This is a genomic window from Sphingobacterium sp. HMA12, assembly GCF_002933815.1.
Classification (GTDB): domain Bacteria; phylum Bacteroidota; class Bacteroidia; order Sphingobacteriales; family Sphingobacteriaceae; genus Sphingobacterium.
Genome location: NZ_BEYR01000011.1, coordinates 1 through 804, shown reverse-complemented (window position 1 = coordinate 804; position 804 = coordinate 1). Strand labels below are relative to the sequence as shown.

General features: G+C 52.7%; 1 rRNA gene. It reads right to left on the bottom strand.

Annotated elements, in window-relative coordinates:
- Positions 1 to 804 (bottom strand): 16S ribosomal RNA (locus HMAT_RS26845); the annotation flags it as partial.

The following is an 804-nucleotide window of genomic DNA, read 5'->3' as shown; positions in this document are numbered from 1 at the left end:
CCGAAGGACGGAAGCGTCTCTGCTCCCTTCACTAACTTTCAAGCCCGGGTAAGGTTCCTCGCGTATCATCGAATTAAACCACATGCTCCTCCGCTTGTGCGGGCCCCCGTCAATTCCTTTGAGTTTCACCCTTGCGGGCGTACTCCCCAGGTGGATAACTTAACGCTTTCGCTGGGACGCTGGCTGTCTATCGCCAACATCGAGTTATCATCGTTTAGGGCGTGGACTACCAGGGTATCTAATCCTGTTCGATCCCCACGCTTTCGTGCATCAGCGTCAATACCAGCTTAGTGAGCTGCCTTCGCAATCGGAGTTCTAAGACATATCTATGCATTTCACCGCTACTTGTCTTATTCCGCCCACTTCAAATGGATTCAAGCCCATCAGTATCAAAGGCACTGCGATGGTTGAGCCACCGTATTTCACCCCTGACTTAATAGGCCGCCTACGCACCCTTTAAACCCAATAAATCCGGATAACGCTCGGATCCTCCGTATTACCGCGGCTGCTGGCACGGAGTTAGCCGATCCTTATTCTTCCAGTACATTCAGCCAGGTACACGTACCTGGGTTTATTCCTGGACAAAAGCAGTTTACAACCCATAGGGCAGTCATCCTGCACGCGGCATGGCTGGTTCAGGCTTCCGCCCATTGACCAATATTCCTTACTGCTGCCTCCCGTAGGAGTCTGGTCCGTGTCTCAGTACCAGTGTGGGGGATTCTCCTCTCAGAGCCCCTAGACATCGTCGCCTTGGTAAGCCGTTACCCTACCAACTAGCTAATGTCACGCGAGCCCATCCCTATC